At 71.7% G+C, this 18,985-nt stretch carries 16 protein-coding genes and 3 pseudogenes; 8 read left to right on the top strand and 11 right to left on the bottom strand.

Annotated elements, in window-relative coordinates; translation table 11 throughout:
• The 5 genes from AB0B86_RS21480 to AB0B86_RS21460 form a co-directional block, all read right to left on the bottom strand.
• Positions 1-527: putative T7SS-secreted protein (locus tag AB0B86_RS21480; RefSeq protein ID WP_357419563.1), on the bottom strand; the 527-nt coding region annotated here is incomplete at its 3' end.
• A gap of 322 nt (positions 528-849) precedes the next feature.
• On the bottom strand, positions 850-1,389 hold the full coding sequence (locus tag AB0B86_RS21475) for a hypothetical protein (protein WP_357419561.1): 540 nt from the start codon (positions 1,387-1,389) through the stop codon (positions 850-852).
• On the bottom strand, positions 1,373-2,128 hold the full coding sequence (locus tag AB0B86_RS21470) for an SDR family NAD(P)-dependent oxidoreductase (RefSeq protein ID WP_357419558.1): 756 nt from the start codon (positions 2,126-2,128) through the stop codon (positions 1,373-1,375). Before AB0B86_RS21470 ends, AB0B86_RS21475 begins: the two co-directional genes overlap by 17 nt.
• Entirely contained in the window at positions 2,121-3,386 is a 1,266-nt protein-coding gene (locus tag AB0B86_RS21465; RefSeq protein WP_357404248.1) for an AMP-binding protein, read from the bottom strand. The genes AB0B86_RS21470 and AB0B86_RS21465 overlap by 8 nt, the downstream gene beginning before the upstream one ends.
• Entirely contained in the window at positions 3,383-3,634 is a 252-nt protein-coding gene (locus AB0B86_RS21460; RefSeq protein ID WP_357404250.1) for an acyl carrier protein, read from the bottom strand. The genes AB0B86_RS21465 and AB0B86_RS21460 overlap by 4 nt, the downstream gene beginning before the upstream one ends.
• 73 nt (positions 3,635-3,707) lie before the next feature.
• Here AB0B86_RS21460 and AB0B86_RS21455 point away from each other — a divergent pair, with 73 nt between their 5' ends.
• Positions 3,708-4,244: a GNAT family N-acetyltransferase gene (locus AB0B86_RS21455; protein WP_357404252.1), complete on the top strand. Its 537-nt coding sequence runs from the start codon at positions 3,708-3,710 to the stop codon at positions 4,242-4,244.
• Positions 4,245-4,339: 95 nt separating this feature from the next.
• Here the strand turns inward: AB0B86_RS21455 and AB0B86_RS21450 are convergent, their stop codons facing one another.
• The gene (locus tag AB0B86_RS21450) at positions 4,340-6,073 is read right to left on the bottom strand and encodes a glycosyltransferase family 39 protein (protein ID WP_357404254.1); all 1,734 of its coding nucleotides are present in this window, start codon (positions 6,071-6,073) and stop codon (positions 4,340-4,342) included.
• A 364-nt stretch (positions 6,074-6,437) separates the two neighbouring features.
• Between AB0B86_RS21450 and pseB the strand changes: the two genes are divergently transcribed.
• The 7 genes from pseB to AB0B86_RS21415 are packed head-to-tail and all read left to right on the top strand — an operon-like array spanning position 6,438 to position 13,736.
• Positions 6,438-7,421, top strand: a complete 984-nt coding sequence (gene pseB, locus AB0B86_RS21445) for a UDP-N-acetylglucosamine 4,6-dehydratase (inverting) (protein WP_357404256.1) — start codon at positions 6,438-6,440, stop codon at positions 7,419-7,421.
• Complete coding sequence (locus tag AB0B86_RS21440; protein WP_357419551.1) at positions 7,418-8,575, top strand: DegT/DnrJ/EryC1/StrS family aminotransferase; 1,158 nt, start codon at positions 7,418-7,420, stop codon at positions 8,573-8,575. Before pseB ends, AB0B86_RS21440 begins: the two co-directional genes overlap by 4 nt.
• Positions 8,576-8,585: 10 nt before the next feature.
• Complete coding sequence (locus tag AB0B86_RS21435) at positions 8,586-9,434, top strand: hypothetical protein (RefSeq protein WP_357419549.1); 849 nt, start codon at positions 8,586-8,588, stop codon at positions 9,432-9,434.
• Positions 9,424-11,238, top strand: coding sequence for a class I SAM-dependent methyltransferase (locus AB0B86_RS21430; protein WP_357419546.1), 1,815 nt, complete (start codon positions 9,424-9,426; stop codon positions 11,236-11,238). The genes AB0B86_RS21435 and AB0B86_RS21430 overlap by 11 nt, the downstream gene beginning before the upstream one ends.
• 20 nt (positions 11,239-11,258) lie before the next feature.
• Positions 11,259-12,011 (top strand): glycosyltransferase family protein, encoded by a 753-nt coding sequence (locus tag AB0B86_RS21425; protein ID WP_357404530.1) that lies wholly within the window; start codon positions 11,259-11,261, stop codon positions 12,009-12,011.
• Positions 12,008-13,054, top strand: coding sequence for a spore coat protein (locus tag AB0B86_RS21420; protein WP_357404532.1), 1,047 nt, complete (start codon positions 12,008-12,010; stop codon positions 13,052-13,054). The genes AB0B86_RS21425 and AB0B86_RS21420 overlap by 4 nt, the downstream gene beginning before the upstream one ends.
• Before the next feature lie 46 nt (positions 13,055-13,100).
• Positions 13,101-13,736, top strand: coding sequence for an alpha-ketoglutarate-dependent dioxygenase AlkB (locus AB0B86_RS21415; protein WP_357404262.1), 636 nt, complete (start codon positions 13,101-13,103; stop codon positions 13,734-13,736).
• Positions 13,737-13,751: 15 nt separating this feature from the next.
• On the opposite strand, the gene AB0B86_RS21410 is transcribed toward AB0B86_RS21415, so the two are convergent.
• From AB0B86_RS21410 to AB0B86_RS21390, 5 genes and pseudogenes are all read right to left on the bottom strand, one after another.
• A complete protein-coding gene (locus tag AB0B86_RS21410; protein WP_357404264.1) occupies positions 13,752-14,270 on the bottom strand; it encodes a TrmH family RNA methyltransferase in 519 nt (172 codons plus the stop codon).
• 250 nt (positions 14,271-14,520) lie between these two features.
• A complete protein-coding gene (locus tag AB0B86_RS21405; RefSeq protein WP_357404534.1) occupies positions 14,521-17,220 on the bottom strand; it encodes a DNA topoisomerase (ATP-hydrolyzing) in 2,700 nt (899 codons plus the stop codon).
• A gap of 27 nt (positions 17,221-17,247) precedes the next feature.
• Positions 17,248-17,883, bottom strand: a pseudogene (locus AB0B86_RS21400) (LAGLIDADG family homing endonuclease); the annotation flags it as partial.
• A 171-nt stretch (positions 17,884-18,054) separates the two neighbouring features.
• Positions 18,055-18,309: pseudogene (locus AB0B86_RS21395) on the bottom strand (DNA gyrase subunit A); the annotation flags it as partial.
• A gap of 32 nt (positions 18,310-18,341) precedes the next feature.
• A pseudogene (locus tag AB0B86_RS21390) lies at positions 18,342-18,980 on the bottom strand (toprim domain-containing protein); the annotation flags it as partial.
• Positions 18,981-18,985: the final 5 nt, after the last annotated feature.

Below are 18,985 nucleotides of genomic sequence, written 5' to 3'. Positions count from 1 at the left end.
CCCCGCAACGCACCCGCCTGGGCCACGCACTCGTCCCAGTCCCGCTGCGCCTGCGACAACGCCGCACCCGCCGCCCCCGCATCCGACCGATACGTGTCCGGCTCCGCGGAAGCAGCCTGCTCCGGCGGCCGATCCGCGACCTCCCGCTCATGCCGCTCATCCGCCTGCGCCGCCCGATCCGAACGCCCCCGCGCGGCCTGCAACGCCGCCCACAAACCCGGCGCACGCTGCGCCACCGGACGCATCCGGTCCTGCAACGACGACAACGAACCCGCGAACGCCACCAACCCCGCCGACACCTTGCCGAACGCATCACCGGTCACCCGCAAATGCCCCGGCATCTGGGCATTCAGGCCCTCCCGGAACAGATCCGCCTCCGGACCCACGAACTGACTCGTATCCAAACCCGTGATCTGCGCCGCCGCCTGTGACGCCGCCGAACCAAAACCAGACCACCGCCCCGCCGACGACCGAATCGCCGACGGATCACCATCCATTTTGAACAAATGCCCCGGAAACTCAGCCACCGCGCCGGACCTCCCCCGTGTCCACGCCAACCAGCCCGCGGCCGTCGCAGCGCCCGACACAGGACAGCTACCCGCCCGGCACCGACTGACCAAGGGCGAACTCCGCTGAGGTCGCCCCACAGTCATTCGAACATAGACATCCGGCGAACTATGGCCACTGCCTCCGTCGCAGTTCGCGCCATCTGAGTAGGCCGCCGAGACCGCTACCCACCAACGGGTGGATAAACAACTCCTGGCCATCCCGGGTGAAGTTGATGCGAGGGCCGGTCTCCGTCGCGGCACACCTCCGGCTCCGCGTTCCGACGGTGCGCGGGTGCCGCTGTCACAAGGCAGCCCAACTGGACGCCGCGGACAGCGAGCCGCGCTCAGCCGCGGCCCGCACGCTCCGCGCCGGCACGAAGCCGGGCGTGGCGGCACCGCCGGGCGCGCAGACAGCGCTGGGCGCGGGGGCGACGCCGACGGTGACCACCAGGTCGGCCACCCGCAGGGTGCGCCAGAGCGCCGATCCGTCGGATGGCGTGCTCAGGCCGTGGCGACGCCACCAGGCCGCCACCGGCACGTCGGCGAGCTTGCAGCAGCACTCGGCGCGGGTCCACCGCGCCCAGAAGTCGTCCACCCCGAACCGGCGGGCCAGTGCCGGAGGCACCGGGGCGTTCGCGCGTTCCGCGTCGATCGCCACCCGCCACCCGGGCGTCGTCGGTCCGTACCAGCCGACGCAGCGGCCGTCGTCGAGGTGGCTGCGGGTCACCGCGTCGGTCAGGTCGGCGGGTACGCCGATCCGCAGGTGCTGCTCGGCGGCGGCGAGCAGCACCGGCACCGGGCGGGGCCGGACCAGCCGGGCCGGCTCAGATGGCGGCGGCACCGTCCACCACGATCACCTGGCCGTTGATGTTGGTGTGCTCCCGCAGCAGCATCCGCACCACCGGCGTGACCTCCGCCGGCTCGGTCAGGTGACCGGTCGGCGTGCGGCGCACGATCTGGTCCAGTTGGGTCGGGCCGAGCACCGCGGACATCTCCGAGGCGAAGAAGCCGGGGGCGACCGAGTTCACCAGCATCCGGCCACCCAACTCCCGGGCGAGCGAGCGGGTGGCGGCGTCCATGCCGCCCTTGGTGGCGGAGTACGCGACCAGACCCGGGAAACCGCGCTGCCCGCAGATCGAGGTGATGTTGACGATCCGCCCGCGCATGCCCTTGCCGAGCATCCGGCGGACCACCAGCCGGGTCAGCTGCAACGGGGCGGTCAGGTTGGTCTCGATGATCCGGGCGATGTCGTCGGTGGTGGTGTGCACGTGCAGCGAGTCCTGCCCGACGGCGGCGTTGTTGACGATGCCGTCGATCGGGCCGAGGCGTTGCTCCACCTCGCGGACGAAGCTCTGCGCGGCCCGCAGATCGGTGACGTCCACCGAGCCGACGTGCACCCGGTCGGGGTGCTCGGCGGCGAGTTTGTCCAGCTCCGGCGTGACGGTGCGGGCGAACGCGGCCACCCGGACGCCCGCGTCGAGCAGGTCGGTGACGACGGCCAGACCCAACCCCCGGGAGCCGCCGGAGACGAGGACCACAGTGCTGGGCGGTACGAGCGGGGTGACGACGGGTTCAGACATCGCTCTTCAGGGTCTCCTTGACGGGAATGTCGGCAAGCACGCGGATCCGGCGGGGCACCGCGTGCTCGGGGAGCCGGTCGGCGCACCAGCGCACCAGCGCGGCCTCGTCGACATCCGGGTGCGCGGTGGGGGTGTGGACCACCTCGGCGACCACCATCCGGCCGAGCACCGGGGCACGGCGGCCGGTCACCCGGGCCCAGGCCACCGCCGGATGCGCGGCCAGCACACCGCGGACCACCCCGGCGGAGACCTTGCTGCCACCCACGTTGATCTCGTCGGAGTCGAGCCGGCCGGTGATCAGCACCCGGTCGTCGAGGATCTGCACCCGGTCTCCGGTGTGGATCGGGCCGGACAACCCGACCCCGTGGTGCGGGGAGCTGACCACCAGTTCGTCGTCGCGCACGGAGAGCGTCGGCCGACCCGGAGTTTGCCGGTCCAGCCAGTCGACCGGGAAGCCGGCCCGCCCGTCGTGCACCACGATGGACGCCCCCACCTCGGACGAGGCGTAGATCCAGGAGATCCGGGCGGTGGGGAACACCGCGCGGAGCTGGTCCAGGATCGCCTGGTCCACCGGCTCCCCGCCGAGGGTGAGCTGGCGCAGGGGCACCCGGGCCAGCGCGGCGGCATCGCGGTAGAGGGTACGTCGCCAGAAGGTCGGGGTGCCGGAGGCCGCGTCGACCCCGTGCGCGGCGGCGATGGTCGGCCAGTCGTCAAGCTCGTCGGGCTCGACCACCACGAGGTGCTGGCCGGGTTGGGTGAGCGACAGGGTGACCACCTGCCACCAGGCGTACGTGCCGGGCGCGTACGGGCAGAGCCAGGTCCGGTCGGGCTGCTCGGCCCGCACCGTGGTGAGCGTGTCGAGGGTGTGCCCGACCCGTTTGGGGCGCCCCGTCGAGCCCGAGGTCAGCAGCCACAGCCGGCCGGGCTCGGCGGCTCGGGGCCGGGCCGGGCCGCTCGGGTGCACGCCGTCGTCGTCGAGGACGCTGACGGTGAACCCGGCCGCCTGCAACTCCGTCCGCATCGCCGCGTCGACCCGACCCGCGGTGCTGAGCAACAGTTCGGTGCCGTGCACGGCGTGCTGCCGAGCGGCGGCGAGCGCGTGCACACCGCGGTGGGCGAGCACCGCGGCCGGGTCGGGCAGCGTCGGCGTCGGCAGCGCCCGCCAGGTCAGCGCGGCGCCGCCGACGACGATCCGGTTGTCGACGCCGGCCGGCTCCCGGGGTACGGGTGCGTGATCGTGTGCCGTCGCGACGGTCACTGGTGCTGAAGCTCGACGAGGAAGTCGAGGACGTCGCCGACGGTGGCGATGCGACGCAGGCCGGGGGCGTCGAAGTTGAGCTCCTCGCCCGTCTCGTCCTCCACCCGCAGGGCCAGCTCGGAGAAGTCGAGCGACCGGAACCCGATCTCCCGCAACTGCGCCGCGTCGTCCGCGGGCAGCTCCTTGTCCTGGTTCTTCAACACCTGAGCCATGAGGTCGCGGATCTGCGCGCGACTCAATTCGTCCATGCGCCGCAGTCTACAACCCAACGAATGCATATCTGCTTTGCCGGTACGCCCGGGTAAGGTGCTCCGACCGGACGTGAACAGCAAAGAAAGCGAGACGCCCGTGCTGCGCGAAGCGACCGTGGACGACGTTCACCTGATGTTGTCCTGGCGTAATCAGGAAACCAACCGTCAGGTCAGCAAGACCAGCCACGAAATCACCGCCGACGAGCACGCCCGGTGGTGGTCGGCGGTCCGCGACGACCCGTCCCGGCGGGTGCTGGTGTACGTCCGCGACGATCGGCCCTGCGGCGTGGTCACCTTCTTCGACCTGCGGTTCGACGGTCCCCGCACGGGGGCGTGGGGCTTCTATCTGGACGCCGACGGGCTGGCTGGACGAGACGAGACGCTGCCCGCCTGGCTGGGGGTCATGCGGGAGGCAGTCGAGTACGCGTTCGACGGGCTGCACCTGGATCGACTCGACGGCGAGGTACTCGGTCACAATACCGTCGTACGACAGATGAACCGGCGGTTCCGATTCGTCGAGGGCGCCCCGCGACAGGAGCTGTCCGGCGGCCGGGAAATCACCGTCATCCCGATTTCCCTGGCTCGCGCCGACCGCCGCCAGCGTTGATTGTCGGACCCATTCGGATAATGGACCTGAATCATTAACCGATGGTGTTCCCGGTGGACATCCGCCGTTCACGAAACAGCGGATGTCCACCGGGGTCAGGCCCGCCGCCACGCCGCCCAGTGCTGCACCGGGTTGCCGCCGAGCCGGACGAACCCGTAGGCGGTGCCGTCCCAGTCGTCCGGCTGGCCGGGCGCCCAGCTGGCGAACACCACCTGGGCCGCGGCCGGCGGCTGCTCGTCGAACCAGCGGACGTCGGTCCAGTTCACCTGGTGGCTCAGGTTGAACCGCATGACGTAGTGCACGCCGGTCGAGGCCCAGACCCGCTCGCCGGGGCGTACCCCGATGTCGGCGACCCGGGGCGTCGGCGACGTCCTCGCGACGGCTGGCCGCACGATGCGCTGCTCGATCACCTGCATGGTGACGAGGTTGGCCACGACGAGGACGCCGAGCATCGGCAACCGCAGTCGGGGCAGCAGCACTGCGGCGACGAGCAGCAGGCAGCCGCCGATCCCGACGAGTGATCCGAGCACCGGCCGCATCTCGCGCCAGCCCCCGGTCAACGCCGCCAGGTCCGGGGCGCTGAAACCGCCGTAGCGCAACCGGTGGCCCTGGCTGGCCACGTACGCGAGTCGGACGGCGATCAGCGCACCGCCGCCGACCAGCAGGGCCACCGCGACGGCCGCCCGGCGCAGCACCACCCGGTGGCCGGCGGTGAGCAGCACCCCGAGCCCGACCAGCAGCCAGAACGGTGCCAACATCTGCACGTAGCGTCCGTAGATCGCGTCCAGCGGCTTGCCGGTGATGCCGGCCAGGATCACCGACGCCCCGCCGGCCACCCCGACGGTCACCACAAGCGCCACGCCCATCGTCCAGCGGGCGGCGTCGCCGTGCCGGGGACGCCAGAGTTCGCGCACGGCGGCGGCCCAGGCCACTCCCGCCATCCCGAAGGTGATCACCACGAGGTACCAGAGTTGGGTGGTGACGCCCGCGCCGACGCGGACCACCCCCTGGACGGAGGCGACCGCGTCGACGGTGCCGCCGCCCGGCGTGCTGCCGAGCAGGTAGACCTTGTCGCCGAGGTAGCGGATGACGGCGGCGTTGACGAGCGCCATGGCGAGCACCGGCAGCAGCGCGGCGAGCACAGTGGGCGGGCTGATCCGGCGGCGGACGAACAGCAGCACTACCAACCCGGCGTGCACCGCCACGATCACCAGGCCGCGCGAGTGCAGCAGGTGGAACCCGCCGACCAGCAGGCCGACGGTGGCGGCGGCGCGCGGTCCGGGCCGCTCGATCCAGCGGTGCACGGCGAGCAGCCAGCCGACGACAAGCGGCGCCATCACCGTGTCGATCATGGCGATGCCGGCGTAGAAGGCGGTGGCTGGCAGGGTCGCCGCCGCGAGGGCGCCGAGCAGCGCGTACGGCCGGGGCAGCCGGAGCAGACGGCGGGCGAGCAGGTACGCCAACGGCAGCAGCGTCGAGTTCGCCATCGCGTTGATCAGTTGGACGATCCGGTAGGCGTCGGTGAAATCCCGGTCCCCGAGGAACGCCGGCGAGATCAGCATCGGGTACCCGACCCGGCGCAGCAGGTCGTTCTCGCTGCTGAACCCGCCCGGCCCGCCGGCCAGCGCACGGGCGGTGTTGAGGTAGCTGTCCTCGTCGGTGTGCGCGATCGGCAGCACGATGTGCCGGGACAACCACATCCGCCAGGCGACGCTGAGCACCCAACCGACGACCAGCAGCAGCGGCACCAGCCAGCGCCGCGCGGGCGCGGGGTCCGGTGTGCGCGCCCGTGCGGCGGGCCGTTCGATCACGTCGCTAGCGGATGCCATGAACGCCTCCAGAACTGCCGGCCGGACCGGTCTCGGCATGGACCGGCCGGGCCTTCGGCCCGCGCCGGTGACGTGTGGGGTGACCCGCTCGCACCGAGCCGATGCGGATGTCGGGTGAACGCGGAGCCGGCCGCGGACAGGGCTGCCGGGTCACTCGCGCGGTCACTGTAGCGGCCCGATCCGGCCAGGTCAGGCCGGTTGCGGGCGGGCCGGAAGTGTTTGCCTACGCGGTGTTCGGCATTCACACGAGCAGGGGTCGTGGTTAACCCGTGAGCGTCGGGGAGTTAACCCGCCATGGCTAGCGTCTCACCCCGGTCGGCCGGCCGAGGGCCGCCCGTTCATCCACGACCACGGGAGCACCAAATTGAGTGAGTTGAATGGATCGTCCATTCTGATCACCGGGGGAACGGGTTCCTTCGGCAGGACGTTCCTCAAGCACATTCTCACCGAGGCCGACCCGGCCCGGGTGGTGGTCTTCTCCCGCGACGAGCTCAAGCAGTACGAGTTGCGTCAGCAGCTCGGCGACGACCCGCGGCTGCGGTGGTTCATCGGCGACATCCGGGACCGGCACCGGCTCACCCGGGCCATGCACGGGGTGGACCACGTGGTGCACGCCGCCGCGCTCAAGCAGGTGGACACCGCGGAGTACAACCCCTCCGAGTACATCGCCACCAACATCACCGGCTCCCAGCACGTCGTCGACGCCGCGATCGAGGCCGGCGTCAAGAAGGTCATCGCGCTCTCCACCGACAAGGCGTCCAGCCCGATCAACCTGTACGGCGCCACGAAGCTGGTCGGCGACAAGCTGTTCGTCTCGGCCAACCACTACGCCGCCCAGCACCCGACCCGGTTCGCCGTGGTGCGGTACGGCAACGTGGTGGGCAGCCGCGGCTCGGTCGTCCCGCTGTTTCGCCGGCTGGCCGCGGAGGGCAAGAGCCTGCCGATCACCGACAAGCGGATGACCCGCTTCTGGATCACGCTCGACCAGGCCGTGCGGTTCGTCATGGACTCGTTCGACCAGATGCAGGGCGGCGAGTTGTTCGTGCCCCGCATCCCGAGCATGCGCATCCTCGACCTGGTCGAGGCCGTGGCCCCGGACGCCACCACCCACGAGATCGGGATCCGTCCGGGCGAGAAGCTGCACGAGGAAATGATCGCGCCCGACGACAGCCGCCGGACGCTGCGCGCCGACGGCCGGTTCATCGTCCAGCCGACGATCGCCACCTGGGGCTACCAGCCGCCGGTCGACTGCGATCCGGTGCCGGACGGCTTCGCCTACCAGTCGGACACCAACGACGAGTGGCTCACCGTCGAGCAGCTGCGCGACATGCTCGGCCGCACCGCATGACGGGAATGCTCCCGTACGGCAGGCACTCGATCACCGAGGACGACGTCGCCGCCGTGGCCGGTGTGCTGCGCGGCGACTGGCTCACCACGGGCCCACAGGTCAACGCCTTCGAGGCCGACCTCGCGGTCTGGACCGGTGGGGTCGGCGTCGCCGCCGTCTCCAACGGCACCGCCGCGCTGCACGTGGCGTACGCGGCGGCCGGGGTGGGCCCCGGCGACGAGGTGGTCGTCCCGCCGATGACCTTCGTGGCGACCGCCAGCAGCGCCGTCGCCCTCGGCGCGAAGATCGTGTTCGCCGACGTCGACGACGAGACGTTCTGCCTCGACCCGGCTGCCGCCGCCGCCGCGGTCACCGCACGGACCAGGGTCGTCGCCGCCGTCGACTACGCCGGCCACCCCGCCGACTACGACGCGCTGCGCGAGTCGGTAGCGGGCAGCGACGCGTTGCTCCTCGCCGACGCGGCGCACTCGATCGGCGGGACGTACCACGGTCGGCCGGTCGGCTCACTCGCCGACCTGACCACGTTCTCGTTCTTCCCCACCAAGAACCTGACCACCGCCGAGGGTGGCGCCGTCGCCGCGCTCGACCCGCGGCTGCTCAAGCGGGCCCGGCGCTTCCGCGGCGTCGGGATGGTCCGCGAACGCGACGAGCTGCGCCTGAATGACGAGGGCGGCTGGCACCAGGAGGTGCACGAGTTCGGGCTGAACTACCGCCTGCCGGACGTGCTCTGCGCCCTGGGCCGCAGCCAGCTGCGCCGGCTCGGCGAGTTCAAGGCCCGCCGCGCCGCCCTGGTCGCCCGCTACGACGAGGCACTCGCCGACCTGGACGGCGTGCTCCGACCGCACCGCAGGTCGTGGGCCGACCCGGCCTGGCACCTCTACCCGATCCGGGTCCTCGACGGGCGACGCCGCGAGGTGTACGACCGGATGCGCGCCGCCGGCATCGGCGTCCAGGTCAACTACATCCCGGTGCACTGGCACCCGGCCTTCGCCGACCTCGGCTACCGGCGCGGGTCCTGCCCGGTGGCCGAGTCGTTCTACTCCCAGCAGCTGTCACTGCCGCTCTACCCGGGGCTCAGCGACGCCGAGCAGGATCGCGTCATCGACGCGCTGACCGCGGCCCTGCGGTTCGGCTCGGTGCGTACCGCCGCCTGATGGGAACCTGATGCACCACGCCAACCACTTCTACGGCCACGCGCACGTGCTGGCCCGCTACGCCGGTCTCGGTGACCGGCACCCACCGCGGATCAACGGGTACGTGCAGCACGGCTGGAACATCGGCGACGGCCTGGCCCCCGGTCACCCGTACGCCGAGCGCGCCCCGAGCCTGCTCTGGTCCGAGCAGACCCGCCGGCGGGCCTGGTCGGTGGGGCGGCGCAACGTGGTGGTCATCGGCGCGCCGTTCATATACCTGCTGGCCATGCGCCCCGACGAGCCACCGGCCGAGGAGCGGGTGGGCACCATCTGGTACCCGTTCCACGGCTGGGAGGGCCAGCACGTCAAGGGCGACCACCGGAAGTTGATCGCCCTGATCCGGGACACCGAGCCCGGCCCGGTCACCGTCTGCCTGTACTGGCACGAGTACCGGATGCGCAGCGTCCGCCGGCTCTACGAGCGCGCCGGCTTCCGGGTGATCTGCCACGGCTACCGGGGGCACTGGTGGAAGGACACCGACCCGGATTTCCTGGACAAGCAGCTCACCGAGCTGCGTCGACACCGCCGGGTAGCATCCAACCGGCTGACCAGTGCGATCTTCTACGGCATCGCGGCCGGCTGCGAACCGGCGGTCTACGGCGACCCGATGATCCTGTCCAACGAGGACCCGACGTTCGGCGGGACGGCCCGCATCCGGCGGCAGTGGCCGCAGTTGCACGGCGCCGAGGTCGACCTGCCCACCGCTGTCGAGATCGCCCGCGCCGAGTTGGGCACCGACCACCGCTGCACGCCGGCGGAGCTGCGGGAGCTGCTCGGTTGGGCGAACCTCCAGGAGGAAGAGGACCACAGTGACGACTGAGACGGCACCCGCCGGCCGGATCACGCTGCCCGGCGGCGAGATGCTGGCCTGGTCGGACCTGCCGCAGCAGCGCCTGGCCGACGGCGGGCCCCTGGCCGCGCTGGCCGCCCGACTCGTGCCGCCCGGCGCCCGGGTGCTGGTGGCCGGGCCCCACGACCCGGCCCTGCTCGACCAACTCGGCCACGCCGAGGTGACCTGCCTGCTGCGCAGCCACCCGGACGCGGTCGCGCTCGCCCAGCGGGCCGCCCACCTGGTCGTGGGTGGTCCGGCCGGGTTGCCCGACGACGAGACGTACGACGTGGTGATCGCCCCCGCCGGCCTGGACCCGGTGGAGTCGGTGGAGGGCACCCGCCTCGGTTGGGACGGCGTGCTGGCCCGACTGGTCGCCGCGGTGCGACCGGGCGGCGCGCTGGTGCTACGCGTGGACAACCCGCTCGGCCTGCACCGGCTGGTCGCCACCACCCCCTGGTACGCCGACCGGGAGGATTCCGCGTGGACGATCGGCGGGGTCCTCGACCGGACCCACCCGGCCAACCGGGACCAGCTCCGCGAGCGGCTCACCGCGGCGGGACTGCGACCGGGTACGTGCTGGGCCGCGTACCCCGACGCCGGCACCCCGACGGCGCTGCTCGACGCCGACCACCTCGACCGGGACACCGGCTCGGGCCTCTTCGACGCGGTGCTGCACGGCGCGTGCGCCGGCGGCTGCACCGGCGACACGGTGCTCCAGGACCCGTCCCGGCTGGCGGTGGACGCGCTGCACGCCGGCCGCGCCGCGGACCTCGCGCCGGGTTGGCTGGTGCTCGCTCACCGGCCCGCCGACCCGGCTGATCCCAGCACGCCGGCCGACGGCGCGGATCTGCCGGTGGTGCTGGCGCAGACCGGGATCGGCGTGCTGGAGGTGCTGCACGGGCCGTCGGGACTGCGGTGGGGACGCGTCCAGACCACCGGCACGCAGCCGCCGGCCGCCGCGCCGTTCGCCAGCCGCGAGGCCGCCTACCGGGACGCTGACGCGTTGTCCGGGCCGGTGCCGGCCGGCCGGCTGTTGCGGACCCTGCTGCTCGACGCGGCAGTGCGCCGCGACCTGACCGCCCTGCGCGCGCTGCTGCACGGCTACGCGGGCTGGCTCGCCGACCAGACCGACGCCGACTCGCGGATCGCCGGCGCGGCGGCGCTGGCCGGCACCGACAACGTGGTCGTCGACGACGAGCGGTACGCGGTGCTCGACCCGAGCTGGCGGGCCACCGAGGCGCTACCCGCCGACGTGGTGCTGGCCCGCGGGCTGTGGCGCTTCGCGGCGGGCCTGCTCACCGGCGGGTACGCCCACCCCTGGTCGTCCACCCTCGACGTGGCCGGCCTGACCGTGGTGCTCGGCGGCCTTGCCGGCCACGACCTGGACCGCGCGACAGTTGGCGAGGCGGTGGAGGCCGAGGCGGCAATCGACGCGGCGCTGCACGGACTGGACCCCGACGGCCGGCTCAACCTCGCCACCGAGCTGCACGCCGTCGCACCCACCGACCCGCCGGTCGGCGCGCGCAGCTACCAACAGCTGCACGAGGCGTGGCTGCGCCAACGCGAGGAACTCGCCCGGCTGGCGGCGCTCACCGCGTGGACCGAGGAGCTGCTCACCTCCCGGGAACGGGCCCTGCGTCGGGCCGAGACGACGATCGGCCTGCTCAGCGGCTCGATCAGCTACCGGGTGGGCCGGCTCGCCATCACCCCGGCCCGACTGGCCAAGCGGGGCGCCCGCGCCGCCAAACGTCGAGCCACCGCCGTGCTCGCCCCGAAGGGAGAGCAGCAGTGACCGGCGTACCGGCAGGCGGGCTGGCCCCGACGAACGGCACGGCACCCCGGATCGTCGGCATCGTGCAGGCCCGGATGGGTTCGTCCCGGCTGCCCGGCAAGGTGCTCCGCCCGCTCGCCGGGCGTTCCGTGCTGGGCCGGGTGGTGCGCGCCGCCCACGACAGCGGCGTCCTGGCCGACCTGGTGGTCGCGACAAGCACGGACCCGGTCGACGACGCGGTGGTCGCCGAGTGCGCGCGGCTGGGCGTCGCCTGCCACCGCGGGCCGGTCGACGACGTGCTGGGCCGATTCGTGGGTGCCCTCGCCGCGCACCCGGGGGACGCGGTGATGCGGTTCACCGCCGACTGCCCGCTGCTCGACCCGGAGATCATCGCCCTGGTCGCGGCGGTCTACCGGGCGGTCCCCGGGCTCGACTACGCGAGCACGTCGATCGCCCGCACACTGCCCCGCGGGCTGGACGCCGAGATCATCGCGGCGAAGACGCTGCGCACCCTGGACCGGCTCGCCACCGACCATCACCGGGTGCACGTGACCTCGTACGCGTACACGCATCCGGAGCTGTTCCGGGTGCTCGGGGTGACGCTCACCCCGGACCGGTCGGCGCTGCGACTGACCCTCGACACCGAGCGGGACTGGACGCTGGTCAGCGCGATCGTCGACCACTTCGGGGACGTGAGCGTGCCACTTGCCACGCTCGCCGGGTGGCTGCACGGGCAACCCCACCTGCGCACCCTCAACGCCGACGTCCGACAGAAGCAGCTGGAGGAGTGCTGAGCACGCCGCGGGTCGGGTTGCGGTGCGACGCCAGCCCACGGCGGGGAGTCGGCCACCTCGTCCGCTGCCTGGCCCTCGCCGAGGAGTTGCTCACCCGCGGAGTCCACGTCGCCGTGTTCGGCACCGTCGAACGGCTCCCCTGGGCCACCGCGGAACTGGCCGCCCGGGGCATCCCCCTGCACCCGGGCCCGGACACGCCGGACGAGCTGGTCGACGCGGCCCGCCGGCACCACCTGGACGTGCTGGTCCTCGACTCCTACGAGCTGGACCCCGCCGGAGCCGGGGCGCTACGCACCGCCGGCGTGTTCACCCTCGCCGTGATCGACGGGGACACCCGGGGCCAGGTCGCCGACCTGTACCTCGACCAGAACTTCGGCGCGCAGCTGACCGGGCTGCCGGGCCGGCTGCTCGCCGGCAGCGGGTACGCCCTGCTACGCGACTCCGTGATCACCGCCCGACCGCCGGCGCCTCCGCCCGCCACGACTGTCAGCCGACCCCGGGTGCTGGCCTTCTTCGGCGGCACCGACGCGGTAGGCGCGGCACCGGTACTGACCCGGGTGCTTGTCGCCACCGGCCATCCGATGGACCTCACTGTCATCGTCGGCCGACCCGAGATCGAGGCCGAGATCGAGGACATCGCCCCCGGCCGCGGGCAGCTCATCCGGCCGGTGCCACCCACCGGCGCGCTGCCCGCCCTGATCACCGAAGCCGACCTGGTCGTCAGCGCCGCCGGCACGTCCACCTGGGAACTCTGCTGCCTCGGCGCACCCGCCGCGCTGGTCTGCGTTGTCGACAACCAACGCGAGTCGTACGCCCGGGTGGTCCGCCACGGCCTCGCCGCCGGGCTCGGCGAACTGCCGGAGCTGACCGCCGCCGGCGTCACCGGACGAGCAACCCGCGCGGCGGCGGCGCGGACCCTGCTCGGGCTGCTCAGCTCACCGCAGCGACGCGCCACACTCGCCGCGCGGGCCTGGTCGACCGTCGACGGCCAGGGCCGGGCCCGGGTCGTGGACGCGGTCCTGGAGGCCGTCCGGCCAAACTGACCCAGCCGTTGGCACGGGTGTACGAAAGCGCTGCTAGGGTGGGTGCATGACGCGGGCCGCCTATCAGCCGTCGATGCTCGACCTGGCCGACGCCGGGCCGACCCTGGGATCACTGCCCGGCCAGATCCGCCGACACCAGCTCAGCCGGGGCGCCTGGGTCGACCACCTCCCCGGCTGGGTGCACGGCTCCGACACCGTCCTCGACACCCTGCTCACCGAGGTGCCCTGGCGGGCCGAGCGGCGCACCATGTACGACAGCGAGGTCGACGTGCCCCGCCTGCTCTGCTGGTACGACGCCGACCGGCAACTGCCACACCCGGTGCTCACCGAGGCACGCGCCGCCCTGACCCGGCACTACGCACCCGACCTGGGCGAACCGTTCGTCACCGCCGGCATGTGCCTCTACCGCTCCGGCAACGACAGCGTGGCCTGGCACGGCGACACCATCGGCCGCTCGGCACACACCGACACCGTCGTCGCGATCGTCTCCTTCGGCGCACCCCGACCGCTGCTGCTGCGCCCGCGCGGCGGCGGCGACAGCCTGCGTTTCCCGGTGGGCCACGGCGACCTGATCGTCATGGGCGGCTCCTGCCAACGCACCTGGGAACACGCCATCCCGAAGACCGCCCGCCCGGTCGGCCCCCGGGTGAGCGTCCAGTTCCGCCCGCACAACGTCGCCTGATCCCCTCCGTCGCGCCTAGAGCATGCCGGCGAGTTTGTAGAGGACCAGCGAACCGGCGACGGCCACGTTGAGGCTCTGACCATGCCCGATCATGGGAATCTCCACGGCCGCGTCCAGCTGGTCCAGGGCCTCGGGCGGGATGCCGCTCGATTCGTGCCCCAGCAGCACGACGGTGCGCCCCCGAGCCGCAGGCAGGTCACCGAGTCGGACGGCCTCGTCGGCCAACTCCACACCGAGGATGCGGGCACCGGCGGCCCGTTCGGCTGCCAGCCACCGCAGCGGGCTGCCGACCCGGTGCACGCAGCCCGGCCGACGCAGGGTGTTGCCGCGGGCCAGAGCCTCGTCCACCCACCGAAACGGTGGCACGGCCAGGCAGGCACCGACCGCGTCGCAGGTACGCAGGAGGGTGCCCAGATTCGCACCGTGCAGCGGCCAGAGCGGGGCGGCGATCAGGTGCCCCCAGCAGCGATGCTGTCGGGGTCGGCGGGCGGCGCGCAGCTCGCGCGACGGCCGCACCCGGATGGCGGCGCTCACGCCGCGCCGGCGACTCCGCCGGACAGAAGAGAGGTCATGTGAGAGGTGCTTGGCGGCGCACCCGGGCCATCGTCGACAACAGAGCCGTCATTCTAGCGCGCAGACCCCTTCGCATGATCGTGCTCGATCCGGGATCGAGTGGCATCGCCGTGGGGTGACGCCACTACTTCCAGGATCGAGCACGATCTTCGGCGGCTCGCGCGCCGACATCCACGGATGCTGAGGCCGAGCGGCGGGCGGTCGGGGTGGGTCAGTCGCGCTCGATCAGGTGGCCTACCACCGTCGGGCCGAGCATCACCGCGAAGCCGGAGCCGTCCCGGCGGGGGTCCGCCGCTGGCAACTCCACCGGATCACCGGTGCCGGTCGCGCCGACCGGGCGCGGCCCCACCCAGGCCACAACCACGTCCGTCTCACCCTTGAGGAAGCGGTGCGCACGCACGCCGCCGGTCGCCCGGCCCTTCGCCGGGTACGCCTTGAACGGCGTCACCTTAACCGTCGCCCCGGTGGAGGTCACCACCATCGGCTCGCCATGCCCCGGGTCGTCAGTGCGGACCGCGCCGAAGAACGCCACCCGCGCCCCGGCCGGCAGGCTGATGCCGGCCATGCCGCCACCCTTGAGGCCCTGCGGACGGACCAGCGCGGCCGGGAAGCGCAGCAGCGACGCCTCCGAGGTGACGAAGGTCAGCGTCTCGTCGCCGTCGGTCAGCCAGGTCGCCCCGACCACCTCGTCACCGTCCCGCAGGCCGATCACCTCGAACTCGTCGGAGCGTACCGGCCACTCCGGCGCGCAGATCTTCACCACGCCCTGCCGGGTGCCCAGCGCCAGCCCTGGCGAGCCGTCCGCCTGCCCGCCCAACGGGGCCAGGCCGACGACGGTCTCCCCCGCCGCCAACGGCACCAGCTCGGCCGCGGACATGCCGCCGCGCAGCGACACCGTGCCGGCCTGCTCCGGCAGCACCGGCAGCGGTAGAACATCGACCTTGAAGGCCCGGCCGGCGCTGGTCAGCAACAGCACCCGACCACGGGCCGTGGAGTGCACGATGGCGCGTACCGTGTCGTGCTTGACCCGGCCGTTGCGCCGACGCCCCTCGGCGCTCTCCTCCGACTCGGCCGCGGTCCGCGCGACCAACCCGGTCGCGGAGAGGATCACCTGGCACGGGTCGTCGGCGACCTCAAGCGGGCCGGCCGGCGCGGACGCGGCCAACACCTCCTTGAGGTCCCCGTCGACAAGGGTCGTACGCCGCTCGGTGCCGAACTGCTTGACCACGGCGGCCAGCTCGTCGGAGACCAGCTTCTTGAGCACCCGCTCGTCGTCGAGGATCGCGCTCAACTCGGCGATCTCGGCCCGCAGCCGCTCCTGCTCGGTCTCCAGCTCGATCCGGTCGAACTTGGTAAGCCGCCGCAACGGAGTGTCCAGGATGTAGGTGGCCTGGATGTCGGACAGGCCGAACCGGCTCATCAGCCCGTCCTTCGCGGCCTGCGCGTCGTCGCTGCCCCGGATCAGCCGGACCACCTCGTCGATGTCCAGCAGGGCGATCAGCAGACCGTCGACCAGGTGCAGCCGCTCCTGGCGCTTACGCCGGCGGTACGAGGTGCGTCGGGTGACCACCTCGTACCGGTGGGCCAGGAACACCTCCAGCAGTGCCTTGAGCCCCAACGTGCGCGGCTGCCCGTCGACCAGGACCAGGTTGTTGACGCCGAACGACTGCTCCAGTGGGGTCAGCCGGTAGAGGTCGGCGAGCAACGCCTGCGGGTTGACCCCGACCTTGCACTCGACGACGAGTCGGGTGCCGCTCTCCCGGTCGGTGAGGTCCTTGACGTCGGCGATGCCGGTCAGCCGCTTGGTCTTGGTGACCTCGTTGGTGATCGCGGCGATGACCTTCTCCGCGCCGACGCCGTAGGGCAACTCGACCACGGTGATCGCCTGGCGGCCCCGGCTGCCCTCGATCGGGCCGATCTCCACCTTGCCGCGCATCCGCACCACGCCGCGCCCGGTCTCGTACGCCCGGCGCACCTCGTCCAGGCCGAGCAGCACCCCACCGCTGGGCAGGTCGGGGCCGGGGACGAACTCCATGAGCTTGTCCAGGGTGGCGTCCGGGTGGTTGATCAGCCAGCGGGCGGCGGAGACGACCTCCGCGAGGTTGTGCGGGATCATGTTGGTGGCCATTCCGACCGCGATCCCGGACGCGCCGTTGACAAGCAGGTTGGGGAAGGCCGCCGGCAACACTGTCGGCTGGGTCAGCGAGCCGTCGTAGTTGGGCTCGACGTCGACGGTGTCCTCGCCCAGCTCACCGACGAGCAGCATCGCCTCACGGGACATCCGGGCTTCCGTGTAACGGCTGGCAGCCGGGCCGTCGTCCGGAGAGCCGAAGTTTCCGTGCCCGTCGATGAGGGGCACGTTGAGGGAGAAGTCCTGCGCGAGGCGGACCATGGCGTCGTAGATCGCCGTGTCGCCGTGTGGATGGTACTTGCCCATGCAGTTGTGAACGACATGGCCTTCGGCAACGAAGGCGTGCTCGTCGCTGCCCACCTGGATGTCGTACGTGACATCCGGCGACACCGCCTCGACCGAGGTGACCCGCAGGAACGCATTACCGATCAGCGCCTCCAGCCGGGCAGCGAGCGGTGAGCCGATGCGCTGGAGCTTGTCGATCCAGCCGTCTCGTACCGCACGCTCCAGTTTGAATGATCGGTCGGCGAGCAGAACCCCGTTACGGTCCTTGCCATACCGCACCCTCGGTCCACCGCTCGCGGACAACGAAGCGCGAAACGCCTGTCCGGCCTGATCGCGGAACCATCCGCCACCCTGATGCGCTGCCGTGAACTCCGCTACCACAGGGCCGTACGGCAACCGGTCATTGCCCTGTTTGCCGCTGTACTGGTAGTCGATATCGGCAACCCGTTGCAGGCCATCGTGCTTGTAGCCGATCCGCACCCACGGCAGCAGCATCCGAGCGAGGACCGCAGCGTCTCGCCCGGATACGGAAAGCCCGTGAAGCGGATTTCCGTCAGAGTGACGACCGCTGGTCCAGTAGTGCCCGTGTAGCCCCAGGTCGGCCAGCATGGCGTATATCTGCCGTACCAGCAGCTCGCTGGTACTGACAAAGACCATCTCTCGGAACCGCTTGCGGACGTAGCCGTCGCCGTCGAAGAACCCAGCGAGAAACGGCGCCCACCCTGAACGGTTGCCCAGGATGTCGCGTGGCACGTGCTTGTCGCGGCTGAGCGGCTCGGTGACCTCCAACAATCCCTGGTTCCGGCTGAAAGTCAGAATGTGCTGGTCACGATGGCGGGGATTGACAGCCTCACGCTTCCCGCGGGAGACGTTCACTCCACTGGCGATGGCCCAGCCATGAGCGACGTCAAGCGGTTCGATGTCGCACATGTGGATTCGGACCCGGCCGTCCGCCGCGCGGTTCCGATCAACCGGGAAGCCCTCGGCTACCAGCAGCCCGCGCACGTAGTCGTAGACGTCGCCATCGCGCGGCGACACCTCATTACGGCGGCTGCCGTAGGCCAGTGCCAGGTATCCCGCAAGGTCACGAGCCTCGACCCACTGCACCGAGAGGTCATCCGCGACCACCCGGAAGCGCTGGCCCGGGGTGACGAGCATCGTGTGCCCATTGCTCCAGGTGACGCGAACGAGGTCAGAGGTCGGGTTCCGATAGACGGTGGTGACCGGAACCGACGCGCCCTGGCCGTCCAGCACGAAATCTCCGACCTCGATCTCCTCGATCGGCCGCAGGCCGTCAGGCGTGGAGACCAGCGTGCCGGCAACGAAGCAGTCGCCGACGATTCGGGCGGACTTCACGTGCCCGCGGTCCGGGCGGTAGCCCTGCTCGTACATCGACCAGAGGATGCGCCGGTGTACGGGCTTGAGACCGTCGCGGGCGTCGGGCAGGGCGCGGGAGTGGATGACCGAGAACGCGTACTCCAGATAGGAGTCGGACACCTCGGTGACCAGCGGGTTGTCGAAGACCCGCGCGCCGGCCTGGTCGAACGAGGAGAGGTCGACCTTGTTTTCCTTGCGGCGTGCCATGACTCAGCTCTCCACTCGAATGAAACGTGAGCTCATGCGTCGATCGCATCTCGGTCGACCCGGCCGGCCGAGTCGATCAACCAGTTGCGGCGCGGCTCGACCTTCTCGCCCATCAGCAACTCGAGGATGCGTTCGGCGGCGTCGACGTCGTCGAGGGTGATCCGGCGGACGGCCCGGGTGGCCGGGTTCATCGTGGTGTCCCACAACTCGTCGGCGTCCATCTCACCGAGGCCCTTGAAGCGTGGGATGGGCGTGACGATCTGCTTGCCGGCCTTCTCCAGCTTGCGGACCGTCGTCTCCATCTCGGCCTGGGTGTAGGTGTAGACGGTCTGCGGGTTGCGCCCCCTGGTGGTGATCTTGTGCAGGGGTGGCATCGCGGCGTAGAGCCGGCCGGCCTCGATCAGCGGTCGCATGTAGCGGGCGAAGAGGGTGATCAGCAGCGTCCGGATGTGGGCGCCGTCCACGTCGGCGTCGGCCATGATCAGCACTCGGCCGTAGCGGAGCGCGGAGAGGTCGAAGGTGCGCCCCGAGCCGGCCCCGAGGACCTGGACGATGGCGGCGCACTCGGCATTGTCCAGCACCTGCTGGAGGTTGGCCTTCTGCACGTTGAGGATCTTGCCCCGGATCGGCAGCAGCGCCTGGTATTCGGCAGTTCGCGCCACCCGTGCGCTGTTGT

The organism is Micromonospora sp. NPDC049047, from assembly GCF_040649135.1.
Classification (GTDB): domain Bacteria; phylum Actinomycetota; class Actinomycetes; order Mycobacteriales; family Micromonosporaceae; genus Micromonospora.
The sequence above is the reverse complement of the archived record's forward strand: the minus strand, read 5'-3'. Positions and strand labels throughout refer to the sequence as shown.

Excerpts from the sequence above, each read along its gene's own strand:
- AB0B86_RS21435 (WP_357419549.1), top strand. The coding sequence starts at position 8,586 with ATGCACCACGCCAACCACTTCTACGGCCACGCGCACGTGCTGGCCCGC.
- AB0B86_RS21405 (WP_357404534.1), bottom strand. The coding sequence starts at position 17,220 with ATGCTGCTGCCGTGGGTGCGGATCGGCTACAAGCACGATGGCCTGCAA.
- AB0B86_RS21415 (WP_357404262.1), top strand. The coding sequence starts at position 13,101 with ATGACGCGGGCCGCCTATCAGCCGTCGATGCTCGACCTGGCCGACGCC.
- AB0B86_RS21460 (WP_357404250.1), bottom strand. The coding sequence starts at position 3,634 with ATGGACGAATTGAGTCGCGCGCAGATCCGCGACCTCATGGCTCAGGTG.
- AB0B86_RS21470 (WP_357419558.1), bottom strand. The coding sequence starts at position 2,128 with ATGTCTGAACCCGTCGTCACCCCGCTCGTACCGCCCAGCACTGTGGTC.
- AB0B86_RS21440 (WP_357419551.1), top strand. The coding sequence starts at position 7,418 with ATGACGGGAATGCTCCCGTACGGCAGGCACTCGATCACCGAGGACGAC.
- AB0B86_RS21450 (WP_357404254.1), bottom strand. The coding sequence starts at position 6,073 with ATGGCATCCGCTAGCGACGTGATCGAACGGCCCGCCGCACGGGCGCGC.